The organism is Arthrobacter sp. 24S4-2 (assembly GCF_005280255.1).
In the GTDB taxonomy this organism is placed as follows: Bacteria; Actinomycetota; Actinomycetes; order Actinomycetales; family Micrococcaceae; genus Arthrobacter.
On the sequence record NZ_CP040018.1, the window covers coordinates 5,317,174 to 5,333,282 of the forward strand.

Consider the following 16,109-nt stretch of genomic DNA (forward strand, 5'->3'; position numbering starts at 1 on the left):
TGTGGCGTTAATAACGTCAGTCATCGTCAGTCCTTCTTGAGGGTGACCACCGGCAGGAAGGCCTGGCGGGTGGTTCCGTCTATCTGTTCGAAGTCGATGGCATCCCAGCCGGCGCGGTCAAAGCCGGCACCATCGTGCAGTGCGTGCGACAGCAGGGCGCGGATGGAGTTGATATGGCGTTCCTCGGGCGGAAGCTGCTTCCACGCCTCCGTCAGGGTGGCAGCTCCGGCGAGCGCGGCGCGGATGGCGGCCGGCTTGGCCTTGCCCGTGCGCGGTGCGCGCACCCGGTCGGAGTCGCTGAAGGCGATGGGGTCCGCAAGTTTGGGCGGCGCCGCGAACTCATCGGGGTCGAAGAGTTTGACCATGGACAGGGACTCGAAGCCGGCGTTGAACAGCACCGGACCAGCCACCAGGCCCGGGCGTTCGCGCTCGTAGGGCAGGGAACGGATCGCCTGTTCAGCCTCGCGGAGCACCTTGCGGAGCCGCACTGACTGGCGGAAATCGTCACTCTGGATATAGGTGTTGAGGCTCTCGCTGAGCTTGCCGTAGATCCGCTGGATCTGGCTGTGCTGGGTGCGGAGTTCGGCCACCAGGTTCTTAAGCGTTTCGCGGTCCTCGTGGCTGAGGTCGTCCGCGAACTGCCGGCTGAGCACCTCGCCGATCGCGGACCGGAAGCGCAGCTGCTGCTGCGGGTCCTCCAGGAAGGCCGTGAATGACCGGAACGTCCGGCCCTCGGGACTCTGCCGAAGCCGTTTGTCCGCCTCGAGCACCTGCGCCATGGTGGCGCCCTTGCTTAAGGATTCCTCGATGATCTGGTTGCGGAGCTCGCCCACCAGCTCCTCGATCCGGTCACGCATCTTCTTGTAGTCCGCAGGCAGGCTGGCCGCGAGGTCCAGGATGTTTCCGGCGGCCTCCACAGCTTCGTCGTCGTCCAGGAGCCCGTCGAAGTCGCCGGAGCTGATGTCCTGGATGAGCTGCTGCCGTTCCTCGATCTCGTCCTCGAGGGACTCCAGCCGGGCGGTCTGGTCCGGGTTGGTCTCATTGGCGAGTTTTTCGACGTCGCCCAGCAGCGTCCCCAGCCGGGAACCGTTCAGGGTGGAGCGGTCGCTGGAGAGGCTGTCCAGGAACGCGAGGACACGGGCCGCCGGCTCGGTGACTTCGTAGACAATCTGCCCTGACTGGTTACGGCGGGTCAGGAAGTTCTTCCGGGTCCACTCGTCGCCAAAGGACTTTCCGTTGGCGCTGCCGCCCAGTCCCGGGTCCTGGCGGCGGAGCTGCTCCAGCAAGGCGTCGACGTCGGCGTGGAACTCTTCCAGCGGAAGCTGCGGACGGGTTCGGGTGAAAGAAGCCTGCAGGACGGCAATGACCCATGGTGCTGACCGGGTGAGCGCCCATGCAGGCCCCTTGGTGAGGAGTTCGAGGTCCCGGAGCCGGGCGCTGATCGCGTCCGCGGAGGACGGGGCGGAGCGGGACACACACTCTCCTTCAGCTGCCTCGAGACTCGTCGGGCAGCGGAAAACCCGAAAACTGCCAACTACAAGGTTAACGCAGTGGGCCGCCCGGCTGGCCCGGCGGCTGTGCCGGCCACCCCCTGCACCCCCGCCCGGGCCGTCCCGCGCCTCCCTTGGCAGGCGCGGGCCGCGAATTACTGTTACGCGTGTTACGGGTGGGGTTTCAGTGACCGCGCCGTGACCTACGGCCCGGTAGCATTTCGATCCCGTATCAACGCCCCCCGCCACGGCGTCGGACTCTGGTTGACGGGCGTGCCGCGCCCTACGCTCGTGCTACTTGATCCAACCAGGCAATGACGCAGGGGGAAACCATGCAGTTCGATCTCAGCGCAGTAGAGACAGGCACTTTCGTGTTCATCGGAACGCTCGTGTTTGGCCTGCTGATCGTGGGTTTCATGATGTCAGCCGCTTTCGTGGCGATGGTGATGGTGGGGGTGGGCCGCTTTGCCTGGTTCGTCATCGCCGGCGCCCTATTGGGGTTGGTCCACGGCATCAACCACCTGTGGGACCGGCTGGTGCACCACGCCTCAACCGTGGAACTCCCGGGCGACTTTCAGGGCCAGCCAGCCCCTAGCACGGGAACCTACCCGCGGGTAGCATTGAGGGACAGCTGAAGGGTTCTCCACCCGAGGCGGACCCAGGGCTCGAACCGGCCACCCCGGTTAGAGGAGATGCCCCGTGAGCTCTGCCACTGACAGTCCAGCCGCCGACGTTCCTGTCGCACCCGAACAGATCGGTCCCGGTGCCACCGAGGCGGACGCCCGCGCCATCACCGAGGCCGCCCGTGAAACCGCCTGGGACAGGCCCAGCTTCGCCAAGGGGCTGTACCTGGGCAACTTCGACCTCTCACTGATCCATCCCTGGCCCGAGGCCAAAACGGAGGACGTGGAACGCGGCGACGAGTTCATGACCCGCCTCACCGCCTACTGCAGGACCATGTCCGGCCGCGTAATCGAGCGCAACGCAAAAATCCCCGACGAATACCTCGCGGGCCTGGCAGACCTGGGTGTCTTCGGGATGAAGATCCCTCGCGAATACGGCGGCCTGGGACTGTCCCTGGTGTATTACGGCCGGGCCCTGGCGCTGCTGGGCTCGGTGCATCCGAGCCTTGGCGCGCTGCTGTCCGCGCATCAGTCCATCGGCGTGCCGGAGCCCGTGAAAGTGTTCGGCACTCCGGAACAGAAACAGGAGTACCTGCCCCGCTGTGCGGCCGGCGCCATCACGGCGTTCCTACTGACAGAGCCCGACGTCGGCAGCGACCCCGCGCGGATGGGCAGCACAGCTGTTCCCACGGACGACGGCGACGCGTACATCCTCGACGGCGTGAAACTCTGGACCACCAACGGCGTAATAGCCGAATTGGTAGTAGTGATGGCTGTGGTTCCGGGACACACCGATTCCGACGGCACCGTCCACAAAGGCGGCATCAGCGCATTCGTGGTGGAAATGGACTCCCCCGGCATCACGGTGGAAAACCGCAACGCCTTTATGGGGCTGCGCGGCATCGAAAACGGCGTGACCCGTTTCCACCAGGTGCGGGTTCCCGCGGCCAACCGGCTGGGCCGCGAGGGCCAGGGCCTGAAAATCGCCCTCACCACCCTCAACACCGGACGGCTTTCCATTCCGGCGCTCTGCGTGGCATCCGGTCGGTGGAGCCTGAAGATCGCCCGTGAATGGTCCAATGCGCGCACCCAGTGGGGCCGGCCGGTGGGGAAGCACGAGGCCGTGGGCAAGAAGATCGCGTTCATCGCGGCGAGCGCGTTTGCCCTGGACGCCGTGTTCGAGCTGTCCGCAGAAATGGCCGACGCCGGCCAGAAGGACGTCCGGATCGAGGCCGCCCTGGCCAAACTCTGGTCCACCGAGATCAGCTGCCGGATCGCGGACGAACTGGTGCAGATCCGCGGTGGCCGCGGCTTCGAGACCGCTGATTCACTGGAGGCCCGCGGCGAGCGTGCTGTCCCGGCGGAACAGCAGCTCCGTGACCTCCGCATCAACCGGATCTTCGAGGGTTCCTCGGAGATCATGAAACTGCTAATTGCCCGGGAGGCCGTGGACGCCCACCTCGCGGCCGCCGGGGACCTTGCCTCCGCGGATGCCAGCCTGTCCGACAAGGCGAGGGCTGCCGTCGGCGCCTCAGGTTTCTACGCGAAGTGGCTGCCCAGGCTGGTGGCGGGCGCCGGCATGGACCCGCGCTCCTACACCGAGTTCGGCAGGCTGGCCAAGCAACTGCGGTTCGTGGAGCGATCCTCGCGGCGGCTTGCCCGGCAGACCTTTTACGGAATGGGCCGCTGGCAGGCCAAACTCGAGCACAAGCAGGCGTTCCTTGGGCGGATCGTGGACATCGGCGCCGAGCTGTTTGCCATGGCGGCATGCTGTTCGCGGGCCGAGGGGATGCTGCACACCGCACCCGAACGCGCCGCAACGGCCTACGAACTCGCCGAGGCGTACTGCGAACAGGCGCGGGTGCGGGTTGACGAGTATTTCGACCAGCTGTGGCGGAACACGGACGACGCCGACCGCGAGCTCACGGAAAAGGTCCTCGCCGGGGACTACACCTGGCTGGAGGCCGGAGTCCTGGACCAGTCCGAAGGCACCGGGCCGTGGATCGCCGATGCCTCTCCCCGGGCATCCACCAAGGAGAACCTGCATCGCAAATACCGCTGATTCACGCTGATTTTCGCCCCGTCCGGGATACTAAGCATCCTTGCTACCACCTGCGTGCCGTGGTTAGGTGGAGAGGAGGCCACCATGCAGGTCCGCATAACGGCAGCCGGGGTCCAACAATGGGACCGGTTCTAGCGATGAAAGCGAGAACGCCTGATGAGCAGCACAGCAGGGTCCAACGACAGACCGACGCGCCGAGGCGCCCGCGCCGAGGACACCGGCCGCATTGATGCGAGCGGCACCGATGCCGGCACCGGCACGAGCCGCGTCGAAAACAGCAACGTTGAAGACAGCAACGTTGAAGACAGGCTGGAGGGCCGGCGCCGCTACGCTGACGGCCCTGAGGCGAGCCGGAACTACGACGCCGGCACCGGCTACAGCGACGATACCCGCGCCTACGCAGTGTCCCCCGCCGCCGAGACCGCCATGGTCGCTGACCCGAATGCCGCCACCCGTGAGACTGTAGCGGCGCGCGAAAGAGAGCAATTCGGCGGAATCAAAATTGGTTCGGCCTTCTTTGGCTGGCTGGCCGCGACGGGAATGTCCGTATTGCTGACCGCACTGGTGGCCGCCGCGGGAACAGCGGTGGGGCTTGCCACCAGCACGGACGTCAACGAGGCCGTGAACCAGGCCTCCTCCAACCAGACCGTGGGGCTGGTGGGCGTCATCGTGCTGCTGGCCATCCTGTTCGTCGCGTACTACTGCGGGGGCTACGTGGCAGGCCGCATGGCCCGCTTCAACGGCCTCAAGCAGGGTTTCATGGTGTGGGTCTGGGCCCTCATCTTCGCGGTGCTGGTGGCGCTGCTGGCCATGATCGCCGGCGAGCGCTTCAACATCCTGGCCAACCTGAACAGCTTCCCGCGCATCCCCGTCAACGAGGGACAGCTGACCACCACCGGCATTATCGCCGCCGTCGTAGTGGCCGTGGTGGCGCTGATCGGCGCCGTGCTGGGCGGACTGGCCGGCATGCACTTCCACCGCAAGGTGGACCGCGCCGGCTTCACCCCCGTGGAAGTTGAGGAGTAAGGCTAAGCCCGAACGCCAGCGCTGAACGGCCAACGCCGGGCGGCCTTCACGGCTAAAGCATCACCGCGTCGAGGTAGTACCAGCGCCGGTCCACGCGCAGGAACCGGCTGGTCTCGTTGTGGACGCCATGCTCGCCGTCGTGGCGGAAGTGGGCTTTGAACTCCACGGTCCCTTCGGAGTCCAGCGGACCGCCGCGGCCTGTGGACACAATATCCAGCCGGCGCCACTGCATGGCCGGATCCAGTTCAAGTTCGCCTGGCCGGGTTTCCGGGTGCCAGGTGCGGAGCAGGTAGGCGGCGTTACCGACCACGAACGCGCTGTACCGCGACCGCATCAGCTGCCCAGCCGTCGGGGCCTCGGCTTTCCCGCTGTGGAACCGGCCGCAGCAGTCCGCGTACTGCTCACCGGACAGGCACGGGCAGTTTCCGCGGAACTCCGGCGAACGGGCTTCCCGGACCTCACCATTAATTTCGGCTCGGGGATTTTCAGGCAGGGACTGCGACACGGAGGGTCCTTTCGGGGAGGCCGGGCGAGGGGCCAACTTGACTGGTTCCGACTATATGCGCAGCCGGACGGCACCCGCTTTGTCATATCGGATAACAGCTTCGACACAACCGGGCAGCAGACCCGCGATGCGGGCGTGTTGTCCCGCAAAAGTCCGTATTGTTAAGGGGTGCCATTGCCGGGTGATTGTTGCCGGCAGGCAGGTGCAGCAGGCTGTGAGGAGAGGTAAATGGAAGATCCCACCACCATTGCCCTGAACCTGACCTTTTTTGGCACCCTCGGTGTGGCCTTCGTCATGTTCATCGGACTGTTCCTGGTTTTTGTGGCCACGCTGGTGATTGCGGGCCTGGGCCGGCTGGTGGGCGTCCTGGTGATGGCACCGTTCGGCCGTCGGCCTCCATCGGCCGCGGGTGTCCGAACGCTGCGCCCACTGAAGGCGGCTGCCGGCCAGGACACCGCGTACGACGGCGCCACGGGCCTTGCGCCGGAACCGGAAGCGTCCGCCGACGCGCCACGCCGGACGCCCGGCCTGAAGACATTCCTTGCCAAGGGCCCGCTCTTGACTAAGGGGCGTGCTAAGACTGAGCGCCCGCCACTCGGCCTTCCGCACCGGGAACCACACATCCTGTCCGAGGACTGGGCCGCAGCGGTTGCCCAGGCGGACGCCCGTGCCGAAGCAAGGGCGAGGGCCGAGGTGGCGCCTGAGGTGAAGGTCACCGTCCGTGATCTTCCCAGCCCCGATGCTCCGGTGGAAGAGGTTAGGGCGGTGGCTCCCCTCGTGGAGTCCGCGACGGACCAGCATGCCATTGTGAACGCAATACCGCGCGCCTTCGAGAAACCTCCCGGCCCCGGACGCATGGCCATGCTGGAAACAGGTTCCCTGGTTTCGCTGGCCGGCCACCCGGCCGCCTTGAAAGGCACCCTCCCGGTGGAGCGCCGCCGCGCCGGCTAACGAGGCCGCCCGCGTCAACCGAGCGCCGCCAAGTCCGGTTTTCAAGTCGTCATTGGCGCGCCCTTCGTTACCCCGGACTACGGAAAGCTAAGAAGTGCTTCTCCTGCGTCCTGCGCCCGGCTGATTCTGTGTAGCCTCGTGACGATCCACAGCAATCAGCGTGGGAATCAAACGTGAGGAAACCGGGATGAGCCTCAACCAGCTACGGGTGTTCGGGCGCAGCGGGACGCTGATCAGCCCGCTCACATTGGGCACCATGAATTTCGGCGAAGGCGCGCCTGCAGGTTCGGCCGCAACAGGCGGCGCCTCAAAGGGCTACGCTCCCACCAGCGCGGACGATAGCATCCGCATCATCAATGCGGCACTGGACGCCGGCATCACTGCAGTGGACACGGCGGACGTCTATTCGCAGGGGCAGAGCGAACTGGTGGTGGGCCGTGCCCTGAAGGGCCGCCGCGACGACGTCTTCATCGCCACCAAATTCCACGGCCAGATGAGCGCCAACCCCGCCCACTCGGGCAACTCCAGGCGCTGGATCATGCAGGCCGTCGAGGGCAGCCTCCGCCGCCTGCAGACAGACCGGATCGACCTCTACCAGGCACACCGGCCCGACTACAATACGGACGTCCTCGAGACCATCACGGCCCTCAACGACCTCATCCGCCAAGGCAAGATTCTCTACTACGGGACGTCCGTCTTCACCCCGGCGCAACTGGTCGAAGCGCAATGGCTGGCCACCACCAACCACCTCATCCCGCCCGTCGCCAACCAGGTCCCCTATTCGATGCTGGTCCGCGGCACCGAGCGCGACGTTCTTCCCATCGCCCAGCAATACGGCCTGGGCGTTCTGGCCTACGGCCCGTTGGCGGGCGGCTGGCTGTCCGGAAGCTTCGTCCTGGACGCCGGAAAGCCGCCAACACGGGTGCACTCCCTGCCCGGCCGTTACGACATTTCCGGTCCTGCCAGCGAGCGCAAGCTGCTCGCTGCAGATTCCCTGGCCAGACTGGCGGACAAGCTGGAACTTCCGCTGGTGGACCTGGCAGTCGGCTTCGCGCTGAACCATCCAGCCGTCAGCAGCGTGATCGTTGGCCCGCGGAGTGAGGAGCACCTGCGCGCCTACCTCAAAGCCGCGGACACAGTGCTGGACGAATCCGTACTGGATGCCATCGACGAACTGGTGCCCCCTGGCACCAACTTCTTGGAACGGGACGCCGGCGCCGTGGTGCCATCGTTGGAGTATGCGGAGCTTCGCCGAAGGTAGCCTGGGGGAAAGCCCTTACCCTGAGCAACCAAGTGGGCTACGGTGAAAACCATGGAATTCAGATACCTCGGCAACAGCGGCTTCAAGATCTCGGAAATCACTTTCGGCAACTGGCTCACGCACGGCTCCCAGGTGGAGAACGATGTGGCCACCCAGTGCGTGCGGGCGGCACTGGACGCGGGAATCAGCACGTTCGACACCGCCGACGTTTACGCCAACACGGCGGCGGAAAAGGTACTGGGCGAAGCCTTGAAGGACGAGCGCCGTGAGTCCCTGGAGATTTTCACCAAGGTGTTCGGCCCCACCGGGCCCAAGGGCCACAACGATGTGGGCCTGTCCCGCAAGCACGTCATGGAGTCCATCAACGGTTCCCTGACGCGCCTCCAGACCGACTACGTGGACCTCTACCAGGCCCACCGCTATGACTACGAGACACCGCTGGAAGAGACCATGCAGGCGTTCGCGGACATTGTCCGGCAGGGCAAGGCCCTGTACATCGGCGTCAGCGAATGGACGGCCGACCAGATCAGGGACGGCCACGCACTGGCCAAGGACCTGGGGTTCCAGCTGATCTCCAACCAGCCGCAGTACTCCATGCTGTGGCGGGTCATCGAAGCCGAAGTGGTCCCGACATCCGAAGAGCTTGGCCTGTCCCAGATCGTCTGGTCCCCCATGGCCCAGGGCGTGTTGAGCGGCAAGTACCGGCCGGGGAAACCGGCCCCGGAGGGAAGCCGCGCCACGGACACCAAGGGCGGCGCCCGGATGATCGAACGCTGGATGTCCGACGAGGTCCTGAGCGGAGTGCAGCAGCTCAAGCCGATCGCGGAGGAGGCCGGGCTCACCATGGCCCAGCTGAGCATCGCGTGGGTGCTGCAGAACAAGAACGTTGCCTCGGCAATCATGGGCGCGTCCCGCCCTGAACAGATAGCCGGCAACGTGGCGGCCGCCGGCGTCAAGCTGGACCAGGCCATTATGGACAAGATCGATGGCGCCATCGGGTCCCTGGCCGAACGGGACCCGGCCCAGACCAAGTCGCCCGCGTCCCGGGAGGCCTAGCCGTGGCGGCCGGGGAAGCAGCGGCGGACACGGGGACGGCTCCACCGACGGTCGGGGACCTGCCCGATCTGGCCGTCACCGGCTCCACGGGGCAGCTCGGCGGACTCGTCGCCAGGATCCTCGCCGACGCCGGGCTGCCGCAGCGGCTGCTGGTGCGCGACGCCGCCAGGGCGCCTGGCCTTCCGGGCGGGGTTCCGGTGGTCTCGACTTATGCGGACCCTGTGCTGGCGAAGGCCTCCCTGGCGGGCGTGAAAACGCTTCTTATGGTCTCCGCCGCGGAGGCAGAGGACCGGCTCCAGACGCATTTCGCGTTCGTTGACGCGGCCGCCGCGGCCGGGGTTGAGCACGTGGTGTACACGTCCTTCTTCGGCGCGTCCGCAGACTGCACGTTCACGCTGGGCAGGGATCATTACGCCACCGAGGAGCGCATCAAGGCCTCCGGGATGAGGTACACGTTGCTGCGGGACAACTTCTACCTCGACTTCCTGCCGCTGCTCACCGGAGACGACGGCGTCATCCGCGGCCCGGCGGGCGACGGCGTCATGGCTGCCGTGACCCGCGGGGACATCGCCCGGTGCGCCGCGGCCGTGCTGCGCGATCCGGCCGTGCACGTGGGCCGCACCTACAACCTGACCGGGCCGGAGGACATTTCCCTACAGCGGGCCGCGGAGCTTCTCACTGCGGGCACCGGACGGACCGTCTCTTTCCACCACGAAACCGTGGAGGAGGCCTACGCCTCCCGGGCGTCCTACGGCGCACCAGCCTGGCAGGTGGACGCCTGGGTGAGCACATACACGGCCATAGCGCGCGGCGAACTGTCCGGACCGACGTCGGACGTTCATGGCCTCACGGGCAGGGAACCGCACGGGCTGGCGGACTTCCTGAAGGAGGCGCACCGCCTCTAGCCGCGAGGCCGCGGAGGTGGTCTTGACGGGCCGGTGGAGGCGGGCGTAAACCTGTGAACACGGGCAAGCTCCCGACGCAGAAACCGCACACCCAGAAACCGGCCCTACCCAGAATCGCAGTGCCATGACGAAGCAGATTTCCCGGCGCCGCCAAGCCGTACAGCCCACGGCGCATGCCGGACAACCCACCCACGGGCCGATCACCGCAGAAGAATTGCAGCTTGCGGTCAGGAACCATTCGATGCCGCTGGAGGCGTTGCGGGAGGACACCACGCCGCCGGGGCTGCACTACGTGCTGACGCATTTCGACATCCCGTTTATTGACGCCGGTGCCTGGCACCTGCGGATCGGCGGTGCCGTGCAGCGGGCCGTCGAAATCAACCTCAAGGCGCTCCGGCGGGACCCTGCCATCAGCATCCCGGTCACGCTGGAGTGCGCCGGCAACGGCCGCTCGATGCTGCGTCCCCGGCCGCTGAGCCAGCCGTGGCGGCTCGAAGGCGTGGGCACTGCGGAGTGGACCGGGGTTCCGCTGGCCTACCTGCTGGCCCAGGCCGGAGTTGATGAGGACGCCGTCGAAGTGGTGTTCACCGGCGCCGACGCCGGCATCCAGGGCGGCGTCCGGCAAAAGTACGCGCGCAGCCTGCCGATCAAGGAAGCGATGCGCCCCGACGTCGTGCTCGCGTACGAAATGAACGGCCGCGAGCTGCCGCCGCAGCACGGCTACCCGCTGCGGCTGGTGGTCCCCGGCTGGTACGGCATGGCCAGCGTCAAGTGGCTGGAGTCCATCCAGGTGGTGACGCATCCTTTTGAAGGCTTCCAGCAGGCGGTGGCGTACCGCTACCAGAAGGACGCGGACGACGCCGGCACTCCGGTGTCCCGCACCAAGATCCGTTCGCTGATGATTCCGCCGGGTATCCCGGACTTCTTCACCCGCAGCAGGGTCCTTTCCGCCGGTCCGGTAATGCTCACAGGCAGGGCGTGGTCCGGTGAAGGTGCCGTGGTCCGCGTGGAGGTGGGGATCGACGGGAAGTGGGTGGCGGCGCACCTTGGCCATCCGGCGGGGCCGTTTGCGTGGTGCGAATGGTCGCTGCCCTGGGTGGCGGACCGGGGCGAGCATGAGCTCGCCTGCCGCGCCACCGATTCCACCGGAGCGATGCAACCGCTGGAGCAGGCCTGGAACTACCAAGGCATGGGCAACAACGTGGTGCAGCGCGTGAAGGTCAGCGTGGAGTAGTGCCCAGGGCGGGGAACTTAGCGGCCCCGCCGCAGGTGCTCCGCGTTCAGTTCGTCCAATTCCTCGTCCGTGAGGTCATCGAAGCCGCTGGCCTCACGTTTGTCACTGCGGGAGAAGCGGATGAACATCAGGATGATCAGGGGCAAATCGACAATTTCGCAGATGAACCACAGGACGTCCCCCGCCAGCTGCTGGTCGCGTAGGGCGTCGGGGAACCAACCCGGCGGGGTTGACACGCTTGTGACGTGATCGAGGACCTGTCCGTTGAGGCGCAGCAGGATCCCGGGCACGGCATCGACCAGCAGTTCGATGAACACAAACACGAATTCCAGGATGAAGAAGGCGCTGGAACGGCGGAAATCCGCCTCCTCGATGATCGGCAGGGCCATCATCATGCCGAGCAGCGGGACCCCGACTACCAGCAGGGCCTCGGCCAGCGGGGCCGTACGCAGCGTGTAGAACGCCGGCGTGAGGAACGTTGAGAAGAGGGCGAGGCCCAGGAGCGGAGCGGCCATTGAGTTGCCGGCCAACCGCACCGCACGGTGTGCGAGCACTTTGTTTAGCCGGTCGACGCCCCGCGCCGGGAGGGCCGCCCGGGCAAGGGAGATCGGTTTACCCAAGCCGATCAGCAGCGGCACCACGAAGAGCAGCAGGGAAACCTTGAGCGTGAACGCCCACCGGAGCTGTGCACTGAACACGCCGGGGAAACCGCACGTCAGCACGGTCAGGGAACCCAGGCCCAGGAGGTAGAACGCCAGCGTCCGCCAAACGGGCTGGCGGTGGCCGCGCGCCGCCGCAGCCCTCAGGCCCAGCGCATACAGCACCGCCGAAACGCTGATGAGGGCAGCGGCGGCCCAGTCGATCTGCCAGGCGGTGAGAACTACATCAAGGGGCGGCACGGGCCCATGATAGGCGCCTTTCCTTGGAAGACCCCGGGTTTTCCAAGGAAAGGCCGGGGTTCCCTGGAAAACGGCCCGTGCGCCGCCGGTCAGCTGAGGCGGCCTGCGTCAGCAGCCTTCGAAGTCGGTGAGGACTTTCACCTTGCATGCCGAGGCGGAGGTGGGGTCGAAGGTATAGCCGAGCCACTCCTTGGCCAGCCTGCGCGCAAGCTCCACGCCCACCACGCGCTGGCCCATGGTGAGCACTTGGCAGTCGTTGGACAACACGGACCGTTCCACGGAGAACGAGTCGTGGGCCGTAGTTGCACGGATCCCGTCCACTTTGTTCGCCGCGATGGCCACACCGATGCCGGTGCCGCAGAACAGGATGGCGCGGTCCGCGAGCCCGTCCCGGATCATTTTCCCGGCGGCGATCCCCACATAGGGGTACGGAGTGGTGAACTGCTCCGGGGCATCACTGCGGTTGACGCCGATATCGATGATTTCGCTGACCCGGGGATCGTTCCGCAGGTCCGCCAGAATCCGGTCCTTGTAGTCAACGCCGGCTTCGTCGGCGCCCACGATGAGTCGGATGCCTGCCGGCTGTCCTTCCGTTGTCATGACGGTGTTCCGGCGGTGTGTCGCGCTTCAACCGGTCCAGCAAGGTGCGGGCCCATGACCGTGAAGATCATCGCCAGCGAAGTCGCCCCCGGGTCCGCCGTGCCCACGCTCTTCTCCGCCAGCGGCCGGGCGCGCCCCTTGCGTGGACGGAGCGAAGCCGTGGCTTCCGCAGCAGCGGCGGCTGCTGCGGTGGCTTCCGTCCAGGCCCGTGAAGGGTCGCCGCCTTCCGACACCAGGCGGCTGAATGTCTCAGTGAAGGGGAGCAGCGCGTCAACCATGGTCTTGTCCCCGGGCTCGGCCTTGCCGAGGCCGGTGATCCGCGCCGCGAAGGCGCCGACAGCGGTGGCCAGGTCCGTGGAGCCGGGTGACTGTTGGTTGCCGAGGGATTCGCCGAACGCCCGCAGGCCGGCACCCCACAGCACGCCTGAGGTTCCGCCGGCTTTGTCCGCCCAGGCGTCCCCGGAGGCTGTCAGCACGGCGCCTGCCCCTGCACCACGGGCAATGGTATCGCTGGCGGCTGCCACGGCGGCGTCGATGCCGCGGACCATTCCGCGCCCGTGGTCGCCGTCACCCGCGACGGCGTCCATGTCCCCCAGCCGGGTTTCGGCACCGTGCAGGGATTCCCGGGCGGCAGCGAGAGCGGCCACGCAGTTTGCCGCATAGCCACGCGACTCCTCGGTGGCGTCGAAAACGGCGGGTGCGGCGGTGTCGTCGGACGCGCGCTCCGCCATCCGGTCGCCGGGATGGAGGGCGGCATTGCCCCGCCGGTAGGCCGGCGTTTCGGCCGGAGCAGTCCACAGCGGCTCAAGTTCGTCGTCCAGCCAGGTGATGGTGAGGGAGACGCCGGACATGTCCAGGCTGGTGACCAGTTCGCCCACCTCCGGCATCACCAGCGTGTAGTCGGCGGCACGGAGCAGAGGAGCCACGGTGAGCCAGAGGACAAAGAGTTCCTCATGCTTGGTGGAGCCCAGGCCGTTGAGGATAACGGCGATGCGGTCGCCGGCGCCGTGCGGCGTCTCGGCCAGCAGCCGGGATACGAGTTCCTGGCCCAGCTCCTTGGCGGGCGGCAGCTCGGTGTCGAACAGCCCGGGTTCGCCGTGGATGCCCAGGCCCAGGCCCATCTGACGGTCCTTGAGGGTGAACAGGGGCGCCTCAGCACCCGGGAACGTGCAGCCGTGGAAGGCGCTGCCGATGGTACGGGTCAGGCTGTTGGCCTTCCGGCCAAGACGCACGACGTCGGCCAGGTCAGCGCCCGCCTCGGCGGCCGCACCCATGACTTTGAAGACCGTGAAGTCACCGGCGATGCCCCGGCGTTTGTCCGCTTCCGACGGCGGGGCGCTGGCGACGTCGTCCGTCACCAGCACGTTTTCCACCCGGATCCCCTCGGCCCCGAGACGTTCGCTGGCCATGCCGAAGTTCAGGACGTCCCCGGCGTAGTTGCCGTAGGTGAACACCACACCGGCGCCGGAGTCAGCGGCCTTGGCTACGGCGTAGGCCTGCTGCGCGGAGGGCGAGGTGAAGATGTTGCCCACCACGGCGCCGTCGGCAAAACCGGTGCCGATCAGCCCGGCGAAGGCCGGGTAGTGGCCTGAACCGCCGCCCGCGAGGACAGCCACCTTGGGCTTGGCTGGCCGGTGGCGGCGCACGGCCCCGCCCGTTACCTGGCGAACCAGGTCTGAGTGGACATCGCAGAACCCGGCAAGGGCTTCGTCGGCAAAGTCGGAGGGATCGTTGAAAATTCTGGTCATGGTGGGCTCTCCAGGTTGCGCTTGGTCTTCTGAACGGCGCGGCTGCTAGTGGATGTGGCTTCCGCCGTTGATGTCGATGGTGGTTCCGGTGAGGTAGGCCGATTCCTCGGAGGACAGGAACGTGATGACGGCGGCGATCTCCTCGGTGGTGGCGTTGCGGCCCAGGGGGATGCCGGCGTTGATGGCGGCCTCCTGCTCCTCCGTGCTGCCCACGCGGATGTTGGTGTCTACGGCGCCCGGCGTGATCGCGTTGACGGTTACGCCGGTAGCGCCGATTTCGCGGGCCAGGGACTTGGTGAAGCCGAGGATGGCGGCCTTCGCGGCCGAGTAGGGGACCTTGCCGAACACGCCGCCGCCGCGCTGTGCTGAGACGGAGGACATGTTGACGATCCGGCCCCAGCCGCTGGCGATCATGTCCGGGAGGAATGCCTTGGTGACCAGGTAGGTGCCGGTGGCGTTCACGTCCATCACTTTGTGCCAGAGTTCCAAAGTGGTTTCCAGAAACGGGACCGGCGAGGTAATGCCGGCGATGTTGGCGAGGGCACCCACTGGCGGCAGGTTGCCGGCGCTGACTTCTGCGGCCACAGCCTTGTACGCGGCGTTGACGGAGCCCTCATTGGCGACGTCAATCTCGTGGCCGAAGGCGGGGACGTTGAATTCGTTGCCGATTTCAGCGGCGACCTTGGCGGACTTCTCGCCGTCGAGGTCCAGGATCACCACCGCCCAGCCCTGGTTGGCGTAGCGGCGGGCGGTGGTGATGCCAATGCCGCGGTCCGAGGTGGCTCCGGTGAGGACGGCGGTGCGCTGGATGGTGGTGGTCATGATGATGCTCCTTGGAATTGGTAGTAGGCGTTGCTGATGAAGTGGTTCAGATGAGGTCGGTGATGAAGCTTGCCGCCTTGGCGGCTGCCGCGGGTCGTTCGTCATGGGTGACGTCCCGGGTTTCCAGTTCCAGCGAGAAGTGTCCGGTGTAACTGCGGTTGGCGAGGGAGCGGAGCCCGGCAGCAAAGTCCACGTGGCCGTTGCCGATGCTGAGGTTGATGTTGCCGGGAACTGCGTCACGCAGGTGCACGTGGGCGATCCGGCCTTCGTGGCGGCCGATGTATTCCAGCGGGTCCTCGCCGGCGGCGACGATGTGGCTGAAGTCCATCACGATCCCCACGCCGGAACCTGCCAGCCGCTGGGCCAGCAGTTCCGCGCGCTCCAGGTTCCAGCAGAAGCGCAGGAAGTGCAGGGATTCTGTCCAGAGTTCGACGCCGAACTCAGCGGCACGCTGTCCGGCGTGGATGAGCTGGGCCGCGATGGTGTCCAGGTCCTCGTCAACGCTACGGACCGGGTCGTGGCCCAACGCGCCGCACGGAAGGACCAGCGCTTTCGCGCCGGTGTTCGCGGTGAGGGTCAGCAGCGCTTCCAGGTGCCGTTCGCGGGCGGCAAGCTGGCCGGCGTCGAGCACTGCGTTGAGGTCCCCGATGTCCCCGTTGATCGAGCGGACGCGGAGTCCCGAGGCAGCAACCTCCGCCGTGACGGCCGTGACGGCGTCCGCATCCAGGTCGTAGGGGACGTGGTCGCAGACGCCGGGCAGGGCGCCAAGGTCGACTTCCTCGAAGTCCAGGCCGCCGATGGTCCGCAGGGCGGTGCTCAGGTCCTGGTGGCGGAAGCTGATGGACGAGCAGCCGAGTCGGGAGTTGAACATCTTCGTTGATCCTCTGGTCATGCCCGGGGCGGTAGTGATGGAAACCACACTACGGA

General features: G+C 66.7%; 15 protein-coding genes. 8 read left to right on the top strand and 7 right to left on the bottom strand.

What is annotated here, in order from left to right; all coding sequences use genetic code 11:
* Positions 1-26: 26 nt before the first annotated feature.
* Entirely contained in the window at positions 27-1,475 is a 1,449-nt protein-coding gene (locus FCN77_RS24660) for a DUF3375 family protein (protein WP_137324393.1), read from the bottom strand.
* A gap of 347 nt (positions 1,476-1,822) precedes the next feature.
* Here FCN77_RS24660 and FCN77_RS24665 point away from each other — a divergent pair, with 347 nt between their 5' ends.
* The 3 genes from FCN77_RS24665 (at position 1,823) to FCN77_RS24675 (ending at position 5,201) form a co-directional block, all read left to right on the top strand.
* Complete coding sequence (locus FCN77_RS24665; RefSeq protein WP_137324394.1) at positions 1,823-2,125, top strand: hypothetical protein; 303 nt, start codon at positions 1,823-1,825, stop codon at positions 2,123-2,125.
* A 64-nt stretch (positions 2,126-2,189) separates the two neighbouring features.
* The gene (locus FCN77_RS24670; RefSeq protein ID WP_137324395.1) at positions 2,190-4,175 is read left to right on the top strand and encodes an acyl-CoA dehydrogenase family protein; all 1,986 of its coding nucleotides are present in this window, start codon (positions 2,190-2,192) and stop codon (positions 4,173-4,175) included.
* Positions 4,176-4,331: 156 nt separating this feature from the next.
* The gene (locus FCN77_RS24675) at positions 4,332-5,201 is read left to right on the top strand and encodes a TIGR04086 family membrane protein (protein ID WP_137324396.1); all 870 of its coding nucleotides are present in this window, start codon (positions 4,332-4,334) and stop codon (positions 5,199-5,201) included.
* 52 nt (positions 5,202-5,253) lie between these two features.
* On the opposite strand, the gene FCN77_RS24680 is transcribed toward FCN77_RS24675, so the two are convergent.
* Positions 5,254-5,670, bottom strand: coding sequence for a YchJ family protein (locus FCN77_RS24680; protein ID WP_137324955.1), 417 nt, complete (start codon positions 5,668-5,670; stop codon positions 5,254-5,256).
* A 264-nt stretch (positions 5,671-5,934) separates the two neighbouring features.
* On the opposite strand from FCN77_RS24680, the gene FCN77_RS24685 reads away from it, so the two are divergent.
* The 5 genes from FCN77_RS24685 (at position 5,935) to FCN77_RS24705 (ending at position 11,113) form a co-directional block, all read left to right on the top strand.
* Complete coding sequence (locus FCN77_RS24685; protein ID WP_137324397.1) at positions 5,935-6,657, top strand: hypothetical protein; 723 nt, start codon at positions 5,935-5,937, stop codon at positions 6,655-6,657.
* 187 nt (positions 6,658-6,844) lie between these two features.
* Positions 6,845-7,918, top strand: coding sequence for an aldo/keto reductase (locus FCN77_RS24690; RefSeq protein ID WP_137324398.1), 1,074 nt, complete (start codon positions 6,845-6,847; stop codon positions 7,916-7,918).
* Positions 7,919-7,969: 51 nt separating this feature from the next.
* Positions 7,970-8,974 (top strand): aldo/keto reductase family protein, encoded by a 1,005-nt coding sequence (locus FCN77_RS24695; protein ID WP_137324399.1) that lies wholly within the window; start codon positions 7,970-7,972, stop codon positions 8,972-8,974.
* A gap of 2 nt (positions 8,975-8,976) precedes the next feature.
* Complete coding sequence (locus tag FCN77_RS24700) at positions 8,977-9,879, top strand: SDR family oxidoreductase (RefSeq protein WP_137324400.1); 903 nt, start codon at positions 8,977-8,979, stop codon at positions 9,877-9,879.
* Positions 9,880-10,003: 124 nt separating this feature from the next.
* Complete coding sequence (locus tag FCN77_RS24705; protein ID WP_137324401.1) at positions 10,004-11,113, top strand: sulfite oxidase; 1,110 nt, start codon at positions 10,004-10,006, stop codon at positions 11,111-11,113.
* 17 nt (positions 11,114-11,130) lie between these two features.
* Here FCN77_RS24705 and FCN77_RS24710 read toward each other — a convergent pair whose 3' ends face one another.
* From FCN77_RS24710 to FCN77_RS24730, 5 genes are all read right to left on the bottom strand, one after another.
* Positions 11,131-12,012 carry a cytochrome c oxidase assembly protein gene (locus FCN77_RS24710; protein WP_137324402.1) on the bottom strand — a complete coding sequence of 294 codons (882 nt, stop codon included), beginning with the start codon at positions 12,010-12,012 and terminating at the stop codon, positions 11,131-11,133.
* A 108-nt stretch (positions 12,013-12,120) separates the two neighbouring features.
* The gene (locus FCN77_RS24715; RefSeq protein WP_175417388.1) at positions 12,121-12,612 is read right to left on the bottom strand and encodes an RpiB/LacA/LacB family sugar-phosphate isomerase; all 492 of its coding nucleotides are present in this window, start codon (positions 12,610-12,612) and stop codon (positions 12,121-12,123) included.
* Complete coding sequence (locus FCN77_RS24720) at positions 12,609-14,360, bottom strand: dihydroxyacetone kinase family protein (RefSeq protein WP_137324403.1); 1,752 nt, start codon at positions 14,358-14,360, stop codon at positions 12,609-12,611. The genes FCN77_RS24715 and FCN77_RS24720 overlap by 4 nt, the downstream gene beginning before the upstream one ends.
* Before the next feature lie 45 nt (positions 14,361-14,405).
* Positions 14,406-15,182, bottom strand: coding sequence for an SDR family NAD(P)-dependent oxidoreductase (locus FCN77_RS24725; protein WP_137324404.1), 777 nt, complete (start codon positions 15,180-15,182; stop codon positions 14,406-14,408).
* Positions 15,183-15,228: 46 nt separating this feature from the next.
* Entirely contained in the window at positions 15,229-16,053 is an 825-nt protein-coding gene (locus FCN77_RS24730) for a sugar phosphate isomerase/epimerase (protein WP_137324957.1), read from the bottom strand.
* Positions 16,054-16,109: the final 56 nt, after the last annotated feature.

Coding starts and splice junctions, on each gene's coding strand:
- FCN77_RS24685 (WP_137324397.1), top strand. CDS start 5,935: ATGGAAGATCCCACCACCATTGCCCTGAACCTGACCTTTTTTGGCACC.
- FCN77_RS24725 (WP_137324404.1), bottom strand. CDS start 15,182: ATGACCACCACCATCCAGCGCACCGCCGTCCTCACCGGAGCCACCTCG.
- FCN77_RS24690 (WP_137324398.1), top strand. CDS start 6,845: ATGAGCCTCAACCAGCTACGGGTGTTCGGGCGCAGCGGGACGCTGATC.
- FCN77_RS24695 (WP_137324399.1), top strand. CDS start 7,970: ATGGAATTCAGATACCTCGGCAACAGCGGCTTCAAGATCTCGGAAATC.
- FCN77_RS24665 (WP_137324394.1), top strand. CDS start 1,823: ATGCAGTTCGATCTCAGCGCAGTAGAGACAGGCACTTTCGTGTTCATC.
- FCN77_RS24675 (WP_137324396.1), top strand. CDS start 4,332: ATGAGCAGCACAGCAGGGTCCAACGACAGACCGACGCGCCGAGGCGCC.
- FCN77_RS24720 (WP_137324403.1), bottom strand. CDS start 14,360: ATGACCAGAATTTTCAACGATCCCTCCGACTTTGCCGACGAAGCCCTT.
- FCN77_RS24705 (WP_137324401.1), top strand. CDS start 10,004: ATGACGAAGCAGATTTCCCGGCGCCGCCAAGCCGTACAGCCCACGGCG.
- FCN77_RS24715 (WP_175417388.1), bottom strand. CDS start 12,612: ATGACAACGGAAGGACAGCCGGCAGGCATCCGACTCATCGTGGGCGCC.
- FCN77_RS24730 (WP_137324957.1), bottom strand. CDS start 16,053: ATGTTCAACTCCCGACTCGGCTGCTCGTCCATCAGCTTCCGCCACCAG.